Here is a 16,176-nt window from a genome sequence, read left to right on the forward strand (position 1 = left end):
CCAGGGCTCCGCTTTTCTGACGGAAACCTCATCGACGGACGGGCTAGATCGCCAACACCCGTTGGAACGATGCGCCCCAGTCAACCGCAATCGGCTTTAAAAAAAAGGGGTCCCAACGGGCTCACGAACGGCTCACAGGAAAAAGCGACAAGGCCGCGTCAAAAGCACAATCCCTGCCCCCAAACAGGTTTTTTTTTCGCACCCGGCATTTTTTCTCACACCACCGAAAGCCACTTTTTCGGGCAAACCTTTGAAAAACAATAGGCTGCGAGATCTGGGGATTCATACCAACCACCACACAAGATGTTGTGGCCTTTTTTATTTACTCCCACTAGATGCGGTGCTATAATCCGCCGAGTCAACACAAACCCTACAAGTAGACGCGATTCGGCAAGCTCACACACCTCGCCCTGGCGTCAGCTTGCTTTTTTATGACAGACAATTTTTTTAAGGGGATCAGGGTTCATGAAATTTAAACGGTTATTCACTAAGAAAGGCGCTTCTCCATACAGCGACATCCCTTTTGGCCACCGTAGTTCCGAAATCCGCAATCCAGACGGGAAAGTCGTTTTTTCCGTAGAAGACGCACTCGTCCCAGAGGACTGGTCGCAAGTCGCCGTCGATGTACTTGCCCAAAAATACTTCCGTAAAGCCGGTGTCCCCGCGCACGTCGTGCGCATGCAGGAAGAAGGCGTTCCACAATGGCTGCAAGCATCGCAACCCAATGAGGAAGCCTTGGAATTGCTGCCGGAAAACCAACAATACGGCATGGAAACGGACGCGCGCCAAGTGTTTAACCGTCTCGCGGGCTGCTGGACTTACTGGGGCTGGAAACATAACTATTTCGATACCGAAAACGACGCCCAAGTTTTTTACGACGAACTCTGTCACATGTTGGCCCGTCAAATGGTCGCCCCGAACTCACCACAGTGGTTCAACACCGGCTTGCACTGGGCCTACGGCATTAACGGCCCCGCCCAAGGCCACTACTACGCCGATCCCGCCACCGGCGAGGTCAATGCCTCCGAGGACGCCTACACCCATCCCCAACCCCACGCCTGCTTCATTCAGAGTGTCGACGACAGCTTGGTGAACGAGGGCGGCATCATGGATCTCTGGACCCGTGAAGCGCGTCTCTTTAAATACGGCAGCGGTACCGGCACCAATTTCAGCGCCATTCGCGCCCTGGGCGAACCCCTCTCCGGCGGCGGTAAATCCTCCGGCCTGATGTCGTTCCTCAAAATCGGCGACCGCGCCGCCGGCGCCATCAAATCGGGCGGCACCACCCGTCGCGCCGCCAAGATGGTCACGCTCGACATCGATCACCCCGATATCGTGGAATTCGTCGAATGGAAAATGACGGAAGAACAGAAGGTAGCCTCACTCGTGGCCGGCAGCCAAATGTGTAAACAGTCGCTCAAAGCGGTATTTGACGCGGCCTGGGCGGGCGGCGACGAGAACAAACCCGCGACCGATCCCTACAAAAACGACAGCCTGCGCAAGGCCATGGTCGAAGCGGCCAAGCAATTTGTTCCCAAGTCCTACATCAACCGCGTGTTGCAACTGTGCGCGCAAGGCTACCGTGAAATGGAATTCGACGTGTACGACGTCAACTGGGAATCCGAAGCCTACGCCACCGTCAGCGGCCAGAACAGCAACAACAGCATCCGTATCACCAACAACTTTATGAAAGCAGTTGAGAACCAACAGGATTGGGATCTGACGGCACGGGTCACCAAAAAAGTGACCCGCACCATCCCCGCCGAAGAACTCTGGGAACGGGTGTCCATCGCGGCGTGGCAGAGCGCGGATCCCGGTCTGCAATTCGACACCACGATTAATGAATGGCACACCTGCCCCAACAGCGGTCGCATCAACGCCTCCAACCCTTGCTCCGAGTACATGTTCCTCGACGACACGGCCTGCAACCTGGCCTCGGTCAACTTGATCAAATTCCTCGACGTGAGCAACGGCCGTTTCGATACCAAACGCTTCCAAGAGGTTTGCCGCTTCTGGACCGTCGTTCTCGAAATCTCGGTTATGATGGCGCAATACCCCAGCTACTTGATCGCCGCCAAATCCTACCGTTACCGCACCCTTGGCTTGGGTTACGCCAACATCGGCGCCATGCTGATGGTCAGCGGCATTCCTTACGACTCCGACCGCGCGTTGGCCCTGACCGGTGCCATTACCGCGATCATGACCGGCAGCAGCTACAAAACCTCGGCCGAGCTATCAAAAGAACTGGGACCCTTTCCCGGTTACGCGGACAACAAGGACGACATGTTGCGCGTGATGCGCAACCACCGTCGTGCGGCCTACAACGTCGATTCCGAGGAATACGAGGGGCTCGACGTCAAACCCGTGGGCATCAACGCGGGCAACTGCCCGGCCTACCTGCTCAACGCCGCCAAAAAGGTGTGGGACGACGCCCTCAAAATGGGTGAGGAACACGGCTACCGCAACGCACAAACCACGGTGATTGCGCCCACCGGCACCATCGGCCTGGTCATGGATTGCGACACCACCGGCATCGAACCCGACTTCGCCTTGGTTAAGTTCAAGAAACTCGCCGGCGGCGGTTACTTCAAAATCATCAACAGCTCGGTGCCGACCGCACTCGAAAAGTTGGGTTACACCCCCTCCCAAATTAAAGGGATTACCGATTACTGCAAAGGGACCGGCACCCTGAAGGACGCCCCCGGCGTCAATCACGAAACCCTGAAAGCCAAAGGCTTTACCCAAGCAATTCTGGACAAACTGGAACAATCGCTGGGTTCCGTTTTCGACATTAAGTTCGCCTTCAACCGCTACGCGCTGGGCGACGACTTTATGACCGAAACCCTCAAGGTCAACAAAGAGTTGTTGGACAACTGGGATTTCGACCTGCTGCGTCACCTGGGTTTCAGCGCGGAAGACATCGCCGCGGCCAACGAATTCTGCTGCGGCACCATGACCATTGAGGGCGCGCCCGAGTTGAAGCACGAACACTACGCTGTCTTCGACTGCGCCAACAAGTGCGGCACCAAAGGCAAACGCTACATTTCCGCCAAAGGCCACGTCAACATCATGGCCGCCGCCCAACCCTTCATTTCCGGCGCGATCTCCAAAACGATCAACATGCCCAACGAGGCCACGGTCGAAGAGGTTAAATCGATTTACGAATTCGCCTGGACCCAAGGTTTGAAAGCCATCGCGCTGTACCGCGACGGCTCCAAGCTGAGCCAACCGCTGTCGACCCAAGCCGAGGATGTTTTTGCCGAACCGGCGGAAGAACCGGTCGCCAAAAAAGCCAAGGTCGAGAAAGCCGCGGAACAACTCACCAAAATGTACACCCGCCACCAGCGCCACCAACTGCCCAACCGCCGTGGCGGCTACACGCAGAAGGTCACCATCGGCGGTCACAAGCTTTATTTGCGCACGGGCGAATATCCCGACGGTCGCTTGGGCGAGATTTTTCTCGACATGCACCGCGAAGGCGCCTCGTTCCGCAGCCTGATGAACTGTTTCGCCATCGCCGTCAGCCTCGGCCTTCAGTACGGCGTGCCGCTCGAAGAGTATCTGGACGCTTTCGTGTTCACCAAGTTTGAACCCTCTGGTCCCGTTTACGGTCACGACCACGTCAAGTTCTGTGACTCCGTCATCGATTTCGTCTTCCGCGAATTGGGCCTGACCTATCTCCACCGCACGGAATACGCCCACGTCCCCCCGGTGGAGGAGGAAACGCCTGACACCGGTGTTTCCTCCGAAGAACCGATGGACGACATGGATTGGGAATACTCCAAGGTGGTGGCTGAAACCGCGCAGCAAATCACCGAAACCGCGCAAACCAAACAACAGCAAACGGTACAGGTCGCCCGCCTCAAAGGTTACGAAGGCGATCCCTGCCCCGAATGTGGCAACTTGACCCTGGTTCGCAACGGCACCTGTCTCAAGTGCGACACCTGTGGTTCCACCACCGGCTGCAGCTAACCCTCGCTTTTCAAGCACTTCATAACGCAAGCTGCGCTTGCATTACGCTCTTTTCTCGCGGGAACCGCGAGGAATTAGCCAAAAAAGCCCGCCTCACCGGCGGGCTTTTTTATTGGCAAAACTGAAAAAAAGACAAAACAGCGGTCGAAGGCGCCGGACCTCAATCGTTCAGGTATGATAGGAGACTGCTTCAGCATTTTCACTCCAGCACCCTCCGTTCGGTATCGACCGCCGCGGGGAACCCAACTAGCCCGCATTTCTCACAAGGATTCGGCTTCGTAGCAGAACTTCTTGTGAGAAATGCGGGCTAGGGTCGGCCCCATACCTCGGCGAGACCGCGCACCTCGTGGGAGGGTCATTGCGGCGTGGTGTGTCTTAGTTACCTGCCGCTTCCATCGAAAGGTTTACCAATTAGAGGTACTTATATGAAAGTCGTCAAAATCGTTCTCGGCGGTCTCGTTGCCGCCCTATTGTTCTTCGTGGCCTTCCTTGTGTTTGTCGCCCCCTCCGACTTTAGTGTCGCGCGTTCCATAGAAATCAGCGCACCGAAAGCCTATGTCTTCCCCGCCGTCAACAAACTCAAAAACTGGAAACACTGGATGATTTGGGCCGAACGCGATCCCAACATGGAGATTACCTATTCCGGTCCCGACACCGGCATCGGTTCCAAATCAGCCTGGCAATCCGAAAGCCAAGGGAGCGGTGAAATGGAATGCCTGGCCACCGAACTGGACAAATCGGTCACCTATCGCCTGTACTTCCCCGATTTCGACATGGCCTCCGAGGTCATCATGAAGGTGGAAGAAGTCTCGCCCGAGGTCACCCGCGTCACTTGGTTAAACGAAGGTGATGTCGGCGGCAACCCCATCAATAAATTGTTCGCCATGAACATGGACAGCATGGTCGGCCCCGATTTCGAAGCGGGCCTCAGCAACATGAAAAAATGGGTTGAATCCAAACCGGAAGCCCTCGAAGCGGACGCCGCCCCGGCCAAAATCGAAAGCGAAACCCCCGCGGTCATGGAACCCCCGTCGAACGAAACCGACCAAAAAGAAGGACAGCCGGTCGACAAGTAACCGCCCCCTTGCTTCAAAACCCAAAAGGCACGCCCTCCCAGGAGAGGCGTGCCTTTTTTCCAGATGGGTTAACCCCAGATTTCCATGAGTAGGCCGCGGGCGTCTCGCGGCGGATCTTGCGGGGCACGCGCGGCGCAACCCAATGCGCGACGTCGCGCGGTGAGGACCAGAACGGCGGCATCGATGAGGTCGTCCCGGGCCACGCCGCGCGGTAAGCGGCCGAGTGCGCCGTACCAGGCGCCAAACGCGGGGCAACATTGCTCAAGGACGGCCAAACGCGCCGCTCGGCCCACTTTCTTTTTTTTCGGGTGCTGGATCGGCGCACCCGCCAATTGGGCAAACGCCCATTCGGGATGCGCCTCGAAAACACGCTTTTGTTTGTCGGGGTCGATCCAGGCGTCGACCTCGCGAATCTTGGGCATGATGTGGAAACCCTGCAGCGAAATCCCCAATCCGGCACGAAAGGCTTTTTCCGTAAATACGGACCGCGCGGGTGGGGAAAATACACTGGAAGCACGGGGCCGTCCCAAGGCGCGACGCACGGTCTGATCGGCCAAACGGCCGCCTTTTTGGGGATGTTCCAACAGGCCGATGGGAATATCCAGCGCAACCCACCGCGGCTGTTCCGCCAGCGTCTCAATCCCTTCAATCGCGGGCATATGCCGCGGTCGCCAATCCGTGAGTTGACCGGCTTCAAGCCTTGCTAAAACGGCGATCCAACCCGTACGACACCCGTCCACACCGGCAAGCCACATAGCCGCTCCTTCATTCCTCTGGTTTAAACGCTGATTATACCCGTTCGGCCGCGGTCATTTTTTTGCAAGAGGGTTCGCGGCTTTGAGCGCTGGATCCAAGGGACCACGCAAAGCACAGGCGTGCCAAACGAATCCACCGCGAACGGAGGGTGACGCCGGGTTGCGATTTTACCTAACCGAGTACTTCGTTCCTCCCGCGCGAAGGGTGCCGACCCCCCTTTTATGGCGCGATTTAGCCGCCGCCAACAGCGCCCCGGTGGTCAAACCACCAATCACAACAAGAAATCCCACCATTCACACATGGAAGGTTGCTTCGCAACGCGAATCCCGCCGCTCGGGACATCACCCGTTGAAGGGAAAACACGCATCTTTTACATTGGGGACAACCTGATGCACGACGGTGGTCAACACGCTACCGTGGCATGAGGTTGAAACCTGTACGAGAGCAAATTTCGAGAGCACTACTTAGTGGCTTGATTTTTTTCCCACTGCCAGCGGGGAGTTGCCCGACGACCTTCATCGTCGGGCTATTTTTTTTTGCGCCGCTGATTCTCGAAAACGCATCCAGGGACAGGTATTAACGGCGGCAATGGCGCGCCAAACCGACCTCTAAAGCATCCGTTAATGTTTCAATAACTTTTACTCTTGCGTGAAGTTTGTCGTTCCCGGCAACCAAAGTCCAAGGGGTACGTACAGTCGTTGTCCTTTGAATCATTTGGTTTACGGCCAAATAATAGGAATCCCACTTCTCCCGGTTACGCCAATCCTCATCGGTGAGCTTGTAACTTTTGTATTCGTTGTTCTTGCGCGCCTCAAAACGGTTGAGTTGTTCGTCGCCGTCGATATGCAACCAAATTTTGACCAGCACAACCCCGGCATCGACCAGTTGGGTCTCAAATTCATTGATTTCCCGATAAGCGCGTTGCCATTCCCAGTCACCGGCAAGACCTTCAACCCGTTCCACCAAGACCCGACCGTACCAACTGCGGTCGAAGATCCCGATGGTGCCGGCGGGCGGTATGCGCCGCCAAAAGCGCCACAAATAGGGATGGGCTAGGGCTTCTTCACTGGGTTTGGCGAAGGTGTGGACCTTGTAACTTCGCGGATCCAGTACCGCGGTAAGCCGTTTAATCGCGCCACCTTTGCCGGCCGCATCCCAGCCCTCAAACAAGACCAACACGGGGACCTTGTTTTTAAAAATTTTGCGCTGGAACCTCAAGAGTTTGACCTGAGCCTTGCCCAAACGTTCTTTATAGTGCTCGGGCGAAAGGGTTTGACTGAGATCGACACCGGCGAGAAAGTCGGAGGGCATCGCTTCGGTGACGGGCAAGGCGATGCGGTGATCGGCGGGCGCGGCTTTCAGGCGCCGCTCAAGCGCGCCTTTTAGGGCGGAGACCATGGTGCGCATCACCTTGAGGCGACACCAATAACGGTCGTCGGCTTCAACCAACAGCCATGGCGCCACCCCGCTACTGGTGCGGACGACCATTTCTTCGGCGAGGCGACGGTAATTTTTGTAATTTTTGGCTTGGGCCCAATCCTCGTCCCGTACCCGCCAAGCTTGTTCTTCCCGTTCACCATAGGCTTTCAGGCGACCCTTCAGTTCTTTTTTGCTGAGGTGCAGCCAAAACTTGAGCACGACATAGCCGTCGTCGACCAACAAACGCTCAAAATTATTGATGTGGTCTATATCGCGCGGAATTTGGTTTTCCTCGACGCGATCAAAGATCCGGTCTTCAAGCAGGCGTGTGTACCAGGAATGGTAAAAAATGCCGAAGGAGCCGCGATGGGGGAGCCGACGCCAGAAGCGCCAAAGAAAAGGGTAACACTGTTCTTCTTCATCAGCGGGCCATATGGGATGGACCTCGAAGCCGCGGGGATCCAAGGAGCGGGTCATGCGTTCGATGAGCGCGCCTTTTCCGGCGGCGGCCCACCCCTCGAGCACAATCACCACGGGTAAATTGGCGGACCAACACTGGTGCTGTAATTTGCGCAGTTCGCGGTTCAGCACTTTCATTTCGCTTTTGTAGGTTGTTTTATCGATGGAACGGGTTAAATCCAAGGTTTCCAGCATAGGCGACCTCACACGCGGCAATCATTTGTGAAAATGGGGTTCGCTTCCGAGTATGGAGCAGCGGCGTGACGGTTGCAATCTTTTCAGCGCATTCCCCGCGGTGCCCGCGAGAAAAATGCATAAGCTACGCTTGCCTTGTGAAGGAAAAGACCCGCTCCAGAGACGGTATGCGCAAATAAAAGCCAGGCTTATCCCTCGATAAGACGACCGCGGTTGCGACCGCGTTTGATGCCGGAACGCAGGTCGATGTTGCCGCCGTGTTCAAGGCCCGCCTCAAATGCGCTGGTTTTGCGGAATTGTCCGGCGCGCGACCGGGCGAGCCGAGGGTAGCGGTCACGCATAAAACCTTCTAACTTTTCTTGCTTCAGGTGCATGAGGGATTTTCCGGCCGCATTAAGCGAGGTTTCTTGATCCGCGGCCAGCTTACCCTGAAACCCAAGCAGCACCCCGATTTGGAAGTCACGCTTTAACGAGCGGCCTTTTTGATCGGGGCGACGGCGGCGATGTTGGTTCCACAGGTGCTCCAACTCGCGCAACAGGTAGGCATGGACGTACTGGGCGATTTCAAGGTTGGCGGCCGAACCCATGGCTTCCATGATCCACACCTTTTTTTGGGAAACAAGCAGCTCGCTGGGTAACCAAACGATGCGCACCTGAAAAAACTGCTGGAGCAGCGAGGACAACACCTTGTTGACGGTGGAACGCTGTACCATGGGTTTGCCGATGTACGCATAGCGGTACTCGGTTTGTTCAATACCGATCTCCACCTCGTACTTTTCCATGAGGGTGCGGGCTTTGGCCATGGCGGCCTCGGCCTCGTGAAAATTTTGGCTTTCGGCGAGGCGCAATAATTTTTCGATGCGCCGCACCAAAGGCGAGGCCTCGCCGCTGGGTTGGTAGCGGGCGCTGGTATCAATGCCCAACTGGCGGCAGGCATAACGGAAGGCGGAACCGTGCGGTGTTTCGGCCACGCCCCGCGGCAACAACACCTCGTCGGCATACTGATGCGCCATTTCGTGTTTCAGCGTATCCAGGACTTCTTCCTGGCTGTGGTTCAGCATGAGTTCGAGCGACATGCCGATGGTCCGCGAACCTTTTTCCCAGAATCCCAAACGCTTCCGCCCTGGGTCCAAAAGGAAACTCGGCTGATTCAATTGGCCGCGCAGGTGGTGCAGGTTGTATTCCTGCCAGTTCTTGGCGAGAAACTCGCTAAACAACCGATGTAAACCGGCTTGATGGGTCATGTTGTACCTCGCAAGCTAACACCTAAAGTGAGCGATTCTTGGCGGTGTACTTGCACAATCCGTTGGGCTGCAAGGTGCAGTAAAAATGCGCGACGTACCTTCCAGGTACGCGTCGTGCGCGACCCCGGTGCACTTTTTCCAACACCTTTCGCTCCAACCCTCGGCGCGTCCTGCGCCGATACTTGCACAATTGCATCCACCCGAATCGCACACTTTAGCTAACACGTTCCTCAGTTTTTGCCCTGAGGAACAATCTCCACTTTTTCAAAGGCGATTTCGTCCAGGGGACGGTTGGGCGGCTTGCCCTCGCGGCCGGTGGTACGAACCGCGCCGATGGCGTCAACGACGTCAAACCCGGCCACGACCTCACCAAAGACGGTGTAATCGTTGTCCAGATAAGGCGAATCCTCAAGGCAGATATAAAACTGGGAGTTGGCGGAATCACGGTCATTGGCCCGCGCCGCGCCGACGGTGTACTTTTTGTGTTTCAGCAGCGGCGTGTTTTCCAACATCAGGTGGTAACCGCTGCCGCCGGAACCGTCACCAAGCGGATCACCTGTCTGCATCACAAAACCCTTGTCGACGCGATGCACGATCATGTCTTTATAGAAATCAATGGCGGACAGGACGGCAAAGTTGCGGGCGTGACGGGGTGTTTGGTCCTCGTGCAGCTTGATGGTGATGTCGCCCATGGAGGTTTTCAAAACGAAATGGGCGTCCATCGGCGGCAAGTCCACTTTGGCGATGCGGATGTTTTTCATGGTCAGGTCGTAAATTTTGTCCCTGTAGCCAATGGAGAAAACACCGCCCTCTTCCATTTCGGGGAACAGGCGTTTGATGTTGAGGCGAAAGTCTTTATGGGCGCCCATCTCCAGGATGTTCAAGCGTTTGAACAAGTCCTTGGTTTTGAACTTGGGATCGAGTTTCAACCGCTTGTCCCCCTTCTTCACCACAATCGACCCCAGCACGTCGGGCAATTTGCGCGTGCGCATGTTGCGCTCCGACTGGTTCCCGACCCGCAAGATAATGGGGATGGGTTCGTTTTGTGCAAACAGGGTGCGCGGTTGAATGACTTTGACGAAGTACTGGGGGACTTCGTTGGCGAAGACTGACCCGGCGGTCGCAACCAAGAGGAGCAAAAAAGCGCGCGAAAAGGCACGCACGGAAACGCTTCGTTGAATCATAGGGACAAATCTCCTTCATCCGGCAGCAACAACATGGCGTCGCCGTAAGAGTAGAACCGATAATCTCGTTCGAGCGCCTGCTCGTAAATGTGCATGATACGCTCGCGGCCCATCAACGCCGAAACCAACAGAATCAGCGAAGAGCCCGGCAAGTGGAAATTGGTAATTAATCCGTTGAGTGCCAAAAACCGGTAACCGGGGTAGATGTACAAATCGGTCACATGGGTTCCGGCGGTAAAACACCCGAACTGTTGCAAGTTTGCTTCCAAACAACGGGTGGAGGTGGTGCCGACAGCGATGATGCGGCGCCCCTCCTGCTTGGCCTGCGCCAGGAGTGCCGCGGTTTCGGGCGTCATCGTGTATTGCTCGCCCTCCATGATGTGTTCCCGTACATCCTCGGCAATCAGCGGCTTGAAGGTGCCGATACCGACATGGTGGGTCACCTTGGCGACGGTCACCCCCAGGGCCTCCACCTGCGCCAACAAGGCGTCGGTAAAATGCAGGCCGGCGGTGGGCGCGGCCACGGCCCCAAGTTCACGGGCAAACACGGTTTGGTAACGGTCGTAATCGTCCTGCCCGGGCCCGGTTTCGCGTTTGATGTAGGGCGGCAAGGGCAATTCACCGTCGCCGGCCATCACGGCCTGCAGGGCCTCAAACGAGGGAAACGCCATACACCATTTGCCGAGAGCCCCTTTTTCCACGATTTCCACATGGACGTCGGCTTGGCGGAAATGCAGCGTTTGGCCGACCTTCAACCGTTTTGAAGGCTTGGCAAGCACCCAGGTCGCGGCGGGGTCAACCGGCATGCCGAGCACAAACATTTCGATTTTGGTGCCGGTATCTTTGTAGCCGAAGCAACGGGCGTTGATCACCCGGGTCTGGTTGAGTACCAAGACATCACCCGCGCGCAGGTAGCGCGGCAACGCATGAAAATGGGTGTGCTGAATAGACCCTACCCCGCCGGAAACCAGCAGGGCGCTTTCGTCGCGACGGGCGGCGGGCGTTTGCGCGATCCGCTCCGGCGGTAGTTCAAATTGGTAATCTTCGAGTCGGTAGGTAGCCATGAAACATCCCTCGGCCCGGCGGCCAAAGCCCCGATTCTGCCAAGGAAGCGAGGATATTTCAAGTGTAGCCCGCGGGGAACGGCGAGGGCGCTGCCGCGCACGGGTTGTCTGGTTCTATTTCAAGTAAATGGCGTAACCTTTTAAATACTCCCCTTCCGGGAATTGGAGATGGATGGGATGGTCGGCCCCGGAATCGAAGGTTTCGATCAGCAGACCCTCGCGGTTACAGTCGCGCAAACCGAGAAAAATACTTTGGCGGAAATCGGAGCGGTCAACCACCTTGGAGCAGGAGAAGGTGAGCAGGATGCCGCCGGGTTTGAGCCAAGCACACACCAGTTGGTGCAACTTGCGGTAGGTGCGCAGGGCGGAGGGTTTGGCGCGGGCCGAGCGGGCCAAGGACGGCATATCAAGTACAACGAAATCATAGGCTTCGTCCGGTTTGTTCTTTAACAAGTCGAACATGTCGGTGCAGGTGCTTTTTTGGCGTGCCGGGTCCAGTTTGTTGAGGGCAAGGTGTTCGGCGAGCACGTCGAGGTATTCCTGGGACTGGTCGACGGAATGAACCATGGCGGCACCGCCTTGGAGCGCGGCCAGGGTGAATCCGCCGGTAAAGCTGCACACATCCAACACCCTTTTGCCAGCGCTGCGTTGGCGTAACCAATCGCGTTGATTGCGGTGGTCTAAATAAAAGGCGGTTTTGTGGGCGGCGGTTGGGTTAACGGTAAAGGTGAGATCGTATTCACGAAACGCGGCGGGGAAATCCGCTTCACCGAGGACAAAACCTTGAAACGGCGCCAAACCTTCCTGCTTGCGCGCGTGCCCCTCGGATCGTTCGTAAACGGCGCGGGCATCACAAATTTCAGCAAGCCAGGTCGCCATCTGTTCGCGTTGTCGCTCCATACCGGTGCTCATGACTTGCATGACCAACAGATCGCGGTAGAGATCGACCTTTAGGCCGGGAAAAAGATCGTTTTCCCCGTGAATCAAACGAAAGCCCTCAACCCGATCACCAAGCAGGGTGCGACGCATGTGGAGGGTGCGTTGGATGCGTTCGCGCCAGGCGTTCTCGGTCATGGGATCGCGCTCAAAGGAGATCATGCGCAAACAAATCGCATTGGTGGGGTGGAAAAACGCCCAGCCCAAATGCTCATCTTTTTCCGACGCAACACGCACAACGGAAACGTCGTCAAGCTCCTGTTTATTCGTTACACCTTGAGAGAAAACCCAGGGGTGACGGTAATGTCGCAGGATATCGGCCCGGCGATTGGGTAGGACGGCAACAGCTTCAACCATAACGAAAACCTCACAAGCTTGCGGATAAGCGTCAAAAGCCGGGCTTGTTCATGGTGCGCGCGCAACCCAACCAGGGCGGTGCAAGGCCTTCAAACCGCCCCGGGTGCAAGAGAAAGCGAAGCCGATCGGGAGCACGGAACGTTCCATAAACACTTTATTTCAGTGGCTTTTCGGGAAGAGATCGAACCAAAGCAAAGGGATGGAAATGAAAAAGAAACGGGAATACACAAGCACCTTACCGTTGATTTCCGGGATGGGCAAGCGAAGAATGGAAGGGTTGTTTCCCAAAGCCTGGATTTCCCGGCTCTCCTACGAAAAACGCGGTCACTACCCCCCCGAGACGACGGCCTACGCGCGGTAAAAAAAACCGGACTCACTTTTTTAGCGAGGTCGTGACCCAAACCCCCCTCCTTTTTCGGGTTAAGGGATAGAGGCACTTTTTATCAACCTGGTTTCCAACGACCCTCGGTACCCCCGGTCCTAGAACCAGGTGTGTCAGCCTCCCATGCCGGTCGACCCTTCCGTCGAGAGCCACGACGGCAGCCGTCGGCACACAACGCGTTTCCGGCCGGGCTCCGCCCCCGGGACACGCGTCGGCAAAGCGCTCAGCAATAATCTTCGTGCGCAACATCGGACCGATGCGACACCCGTCGTATCGGTCTTTTTTTCGAGCGGTCCCGGGTGGTGCGCCCGCCCTGTCCAAAAGCGCGGCTTTGTGTTAAGACTGCACCCACGAGGCGCCTTCCCGCGTCAATTCCCCAACGCGACCAGGCCCGCCGCTTGTGACGGCGCGCGCCGCGAAACGAGTGACCATGTACCCAACCGCGAACCATAATGGCGCCAACCGCCAGAACCCGCTTTCCGTTTCTCAAATCACGCAATTGGTGCGCGACCGTATCGAGGCCTTGCCGCGCATTTGGCTGAGCGGTGAAATTTCCAATTTTAAGGCGGCGGGTTCCGGGCACTGGTACTTCAGTCTTAAAGATGAGCGCGCTCAAATTCGCGCCAATATGTGGCGATCCTCGGCGCAACGCGTCACCTTCCGACCCCGTGACGGCATGCAGGTTCTGGTGAGCGGTACGCTGAGCGTGTACCCGCCGCGCGGGGAATACAATTTGATTGTGGACCGCATCGAAGAGATGGGGCTGGGCAAATTAAGGGCTGAGTTCGAGCGGCTTAAACTGCAATTACGCGCCGAGGGTTTGTTTGACGCGGAACACAAGAAACCCTTGCCGCTGCTGCCAACCAAGATCGGCATCGTCACCTCACCCACGGGCGCGGCGATTCGCGACATGCTGCGCGTGCTTCACCACCGTCACGGCGGCCTGCATGTGTTGATCTATCCGGCCCGGGTGCAAGGCCAAGGCGCGGCGGAAGAAGTCGCCGAGGGCGTGCAGTTTTTGGATTCGCGCGGCGGTTGTGACGTGATCATTATCGGGCGCGGCGGCGGCTCGGAGGAAGATCTGTGGGCGTTTAACGAAGAGGTCCTGGCCCGTGCGGTTTTTGCGGCCAAAACGCCGATTGTTTCGGCGGTCGGCCACGAGGTCGATTTCACCATCTCCGATTTTGTGGCCGATGTGCGCGCGGCAACCCCCTCCAACGCGGCCGAACTGGTGGTGCAAACCAAAAACGAGTACCGCAAAACCCTGGATTCACTGGTTCAACGCATGGGCCGCTTGATGCAGCAACGGTTGCTGTACTACAAGTCGCGGATCACCATCTCTGAATCGAACCCCATTTTTGTACGGGTCCGGTCGCGCATCAATGAAGCGGGCCGGGCGGTCAGCGACGCCGAGTACCGCATGAAACAGGCAATCACCCAGCGGGTTTACGGCGGCGAACGGCAACTACATCGCCTTGATGAACGCCTGCAGGTACAGCGCCTCCAAAATCGCCTCAACCTGTTGGAGCAACGGTTAAAACAAGCCGATAACGCCCTGAACCAAAATATGGCGTTGCGGCTGGAACGCGCCCGCCAACGCGCCGGCGCCACCATGGCCAGACTCGAGGACTTGTCGCCCCTAAAGATTTTGAACCGGGGCTATGCGGTGGTCTTTGACGACCGGGAACAGGTGGTGCGCCGACCCGGGGCAGTCAAGGTCGGGTCAGTCTTAAAACTACGCTTGGCGGAAGGCGAACTCGCCGCGCGGGTGATTGAGAAACCCCGGGAACAAGTTCAGGACGAATTGTTTTAAGTCATGGGACGGGTCGCGCCGTTCCACCTTGCGCCGGGGGCGGTTTCAGCAATGCCGGAGGAACGACTTGGCCCGGTGACCCGGATATGCAAAGATAAGGCGCCGCCGCGGGCGGCAAGGGAGCCGGCAATGGAACAACAGACCCCCGACAAGCAACCTGGTTTTGAAGAACGCCTGGCGCTGTTGGAACAGATCGTCGAGAAATTGGATGCAACCGACGTCCCCTTGGAAGAAGCGATTGGCTTTTACGAGGACGGCATTAAGTTAAGTGCCTCGCTTCACAAGACGTTGGAACAAGCTCAAGAACGCATTGAGCTGTTGACCCAGGCGGGACAGGACATCATGGAAACCGAACCCTTCGAAGCGCAAGCTGACGCTTAGATGAAGCGCAAACTGACGCTTAGCCGATTTTTTTGAGGACAACACCCATGAACGACAACGAACAATTACAGCATTGGATTGACCGCGTCGACACAGAATTGGTGCGTTATTTCGCCGACAAAGACATGACGTGCAATCCACTGGACCGCGCCATGGAGTACACGCTCCTGGCGGGTGGAAAACGCTTGCGCCCCTTATTGACGATGGTGGTGGTCGCGGAATACGGCGGCGACCCCGAGGCGGCAATCCCCTTTGCGCTGGCCTCTGAATTCCTGCACACCTACTCACTGATCCACGACGATTTACCCTGCATGGACGATGACGACATGCGCCGCGGCAAACCCACCAACCACATCATCTTCGGGGAAGCCAACGCCATTCTGGCGGGCGACGCGCTTCACAGTGAGTCGTTCCTGCTGCTGTCCGGCGCACCACACCCCAGCTTAAGCGCCGAGAAACGCAACCAGGTGATGGTTGAGTTTTGCCAAGCGGTTGGCAAACGGGGCATGGTCGCGGGTCAAATTATGGACTTGGCCCAGACCGGCAAGGACACCTCACTCGAACATCTCGAACTGCTCCACCAACGCAAGACCGGCGCCCTGCTCCGATTCTGCGTGCGCCTCGGTGCCCATTTGGCCGAGGTCTCCGAAAGCGACCTCAACGCGCTAACCCAGTTCGCGGAAAAACTGGGCCTGTTGTTTCAAGTGGTGGACGACCTGCTCGACGAGGAATCGGACAGCGCCACCTTGGGTAAAACATCCGGCAAAGACGCCGGCCAGGATAAAGCGACCTTCCCCAAAATCATGGGTTCCGATGAAGCACACGATTACGCGGACAAGCTACTGGACGAAGCCCTCGCGGCCCTCAAAGCGGTATCGCGCCCACTAGAGTACCTCGAAGAAATCGTCCGTTACGTGCGCCATCGCGATCATTAGCAC

The 16,176-nt window shown here is 56.9% G+C and carries 11 protein-coding genes; 5 read left to right on the top strand and 6 right to left on the bottom strand.

What is annotated here, in order from left to right:
- Nucleotides 1-465 precede the first annotated feature (465 nt).
- Nucleotides 466-3,972, top strand: a complete 3,507-nt coding sequence (locus J3U88_RS16515; RefSeq protein ID WP_207860030.1) for a vitamin B12-dependent ribonucleotide reductase — start codon at nucleotides 466-468, stop codon at nucleotides 3,970-3,972.
- Nucleotides 3,973-4,397: 425 nt separating this feature from the next.
- Nucleotides 4,398-5,048 carry an SRPBCC family protein gene (locus J3U88_RS16520; RefSeq protein WP_207860031.1) on the top strand — a complete coding sequence of 217 codons (651 nt, stop codon included), beginning with the start codon at nucleotides 4,398-4,400 and terminating at the stop codon, nucleotides 5,046-5,048.
- 68 nt (nucleotides 5,049-5,116) lie between these two features.
- Here the strand turns inward: J3U88_RS16520 and J3U88_RS16525 are convergent, their stop codons facing one another.
- The 6 genes from J3U88_RS16525 to J3U88_RS16550 form a co-directional block, all read right to left on the bottom strand.
- Entirely contained in the window at nucleotides 5,117-5,803 is a 687-nt protein-coding gene (locus J3U88_RS16525; protein ID WP_207860032.1) for a DUF429 domain-containing protein, read from the bottom strand.
- A 577-nt stretch (nucleotides 5,804-6,380) separates the two neighbouring features.
- Nucleotides 6,381-7,877: a polyphosphate:AMP phosphotransferase gene (gene pap / locus J3U88_RS16530; protein ID WP_207860033.1), complete on the bottom strand. Its 1,497-nt coding sequence runs from the start codon at nucleotides 7,875-7,877 to the stop codon at nucleotides 6,381-6,383.
- A 188-nt stretch (nucleotides 7,878-8,065) separates the two neighbouring features.
- Nucleotides 8,066-9,121 (bottom strand): DUF2786 domain-containing protein, encoded by a 1,056-nt coding sequence (locus J3U88_RS16535; RefSeq protein ID WP_207860034.1) that lies wholly within the window; start codon nucleotides 9,119-9,121, stop codon nucleotides 8,066-8,068.
- A gap of 230 nt (nucleotides 9,122-9,351) precedes the next feature.
- A complete protein-coding gene (locus J3U88_RS16540; protein ID WP_207860035.1) occupies nucleotides 9,352-10,305 on the bottom strand; it encodes a peptidylprolyl isomerase in 954 nt (317 codons plus the stop codon).
- Nucleotides 10,302-11,369, bottom strand: coding sequence for a tRNA preQ1(34) S-adenosylmethionine ribosyltransferase-isomerase QueA (queA, locus tag J3U88_RS16545; RefSeq protein WP_207860036.1), 1,068 nt, complete (start codon nucleotides 11,367-11,369; stop codon nucleotides 10,302-10,304). Before queA ends, J3U88_RS16540 begins: the two co-directional genes overlap by 4 nt.
- A gap of 114 nt (nucleotides 11,370-11,483) precedes the next feature.
- The gene (locus J3U88_RS16550) at nucleotides 11,484-12,662 is read right to left on the bottom strand and encodes a class I SAM-dependent rRNA methyltransferase (RefSeq protein WP_207860037.1); all 1,179 of its coding nucleotides are present in this window, start codon (nucleotides 12,660-12,662) and stop codon (nucleotides 11,484-11,486) included.
- An 812-nt stretch (nucleotides 12,663-13,474) separates the two neighbouring features.
- Between J3U88_RS16550 and xseA the strand changes: the two genes are divergently transcribed.
- The 3 genes from xseA (at nucleotide 13,475) to J3U88_RS16565 (ending at nucleotide 16,173) form a co-directional block, all read left to right on the top strand.
- Nucleotides 13,475-14,857: an exodeoxyribonuclease VII large subunit gene (xseA, locus tag J3U88_RS16555; protein ID WP_207860038.1), complete on the top strand. Its 1,383-nt coding sequence runs from the start codon at nucleotides 13,475-13,477 to the stop codon at nucleotides 14,855-14,857.
- Between the two features lie 129 nt (nucleotides 14,858-14,986).
- On the top strand, nucleotides 14,987-15,238 hold the full coding sequence (gene xseB / locus J3U88_RS16560; protein WP_207860039.1) for an exodeoxyribonuclease VII small subunit: 252 nt from the start codon (nucleotides 14,987-14,989) through the stop codon (nucleotides 15,236-15,238).
- Nucleotides 15,239-15,285: 47 nt separating this feature from the next.
- A complete protein-coding gene (locus J3U88_RS16565; protein ID WP_207860040.1) occupies nucleotides 15,286-16,173 on the top strand; it encodes a polyprenyl synthetase family protein in 888 nt (295 codons plus the stop codon).
- Nucleotides 16,174-16,176: the final 3 nt, after the last annotated feature.

Origin of the sequence: Acanthopleuribacter pedis (genome assembly GCF_017377855.1) — a bacterium.
GTDB classification, from domain to species: domain Bacteria; phylum Acidobacteriota; class Holophagae; order Acanthopleuribacterales; family Acanthopleuribacteraceae; genus Acanthopleuribacter; species Acanthopleuribacter pedis.